A 983-nucleotide genomic window follows, 5' to 3' on the forward strand; every position below is an offset into this window, starting at 1 on the left:
GCGCAGGAGGATGTCCGCTACAGCTTGAAGAACCTGAAACGATCAAAACAGCGCAGCGTGAAATTCTTCATCAACATCGCCTTGGACTACGAGTTGAAAGCGCGCCTTCAAAAAGCTTCGCAGGAGAACGATCTGAAGATGACGCAGGTGGTGAAGGCGGCGCTCGACTTCTACCTGAAGGAAAATGGCTATTGACGCACGGCCCGACCTTCGGCGGCGGCGGGCAACGTGCAGCAGAAAGCCGCCTCAGAAAGGCGGCTCGGCTTCGATCGTGCCGTCGATCTCGGCCATGATGACCGCGAGCTCGGCCCGGGCCAGGTCGAGTTCGGCTTCGATCTGTCGGCGTTCTTCGATGGTGGGAGCGTTGGCGGCTTCGAGGCGCAGTTCTTCGATGAGTTGTTCGATCGACATCGTCGTCTCCTTGACGTTTGTGAGAGATGACGGCGGCACGCAGGGCGGGGAAAGTCAGGTCAAGGCTCGGAACGACCGGCGGAGCCGGCGCGCGGAGGAACCGAATTTGTCGCAGCGGAGTGAAACGCAGGGACGAGAAATTTGGAGGGGCCGCGCGGCCTTGAGCTGGCTTTGCCCGTCCGGCACAATCGGCCGATCTGAACAGACAGGTTTTCCTCGCGTGTGGCACCCATATTCGCCGTCACCTCACGCGCGGCCGGAGCTGTTCGCATGAGGCGCTTCCTGCTCGATGGCACAGTCCTTGAAGAGGGTGATGAAGGCTTTCAGGATCTGCTGACCGACGCCTATCGTGAAAAGGTTCGTCCGCTTTGCCTCTGCTGCCAACCGCCGGTCCCGATGTATGTGGCCGATATCGGCGACCAGCTGGTGATCAAGCGCATGCCGCTCTCGGGCGGCAAACACGATCCGGCCTGCCCTTCATACGAACCGCCCTACGAACTGTCAGGCCTTGGACCCTTGATGGGGCGCGCGATCAAGTTCGATCCGACCGCCGGTACCGCATCGCTGATGCT

At 60.7% G+C, this 983-nt stretch carries 3 protein-coding genes; 2 read left to right on the forward strand and 1 reads right to left on the reverse strand.

Going from position 1 to position 983, the window contains the following annotated elements:
* Positions 1-195, forward strand: a 195-nt coding sequence (locus MOV63_RS32435; protein ID WP_247039840.1) for a hypothetical protein, incomplete at its 5' end; no start/stop codon positions are given.
* A 51-nt stretch (positions 196-246) separates the two neighbouring features.
* On the opposite strand, the gene MOV63_RS32440 is transcribed toward MOV63_RS32435, so the two are convergent.
* Positions 247-411, reverse strand: a complete 165-nt coding sequence (locus MOV63_RS32440; protein WP_247039841.1) for a hypothetical protein — start codon at positions 409-411, stop codon at positions 247-249.
* A gap of 270 nt (positions 412-681) precedes the next feature.
* On the opposite strand from MOV63_RS32440, the gene MOV63_RS32445 reads away from it, so the two are divergent.
* Positions 682-983 (forward strand): DUF1173 family protein (locus MOV63_RS32445; RefSeq protein ID WP_247039842.1); only part of this gene is annotated, 302 nt, incomplete at its 3' end.

This window comes from Neorhizobium sp. SHOUNA12A (assembly GCF_023006505.1).
Classification (GTDB): Bacteria; Pseudomonadota; Alphaproteobacteria; order Rhizobiales; family Rhizobiaceae; genus Neorhizobium.

Excerpts from the sequence above, each read along its gene's own strand:
- MOV63_RS32440 (WP_247039841.1), bottom strand. The coding sequence starts at position 411 with ATGTCGATCGAACAACTCATCGAAGAACTGCGCCTCGAAGCCGCCAAC.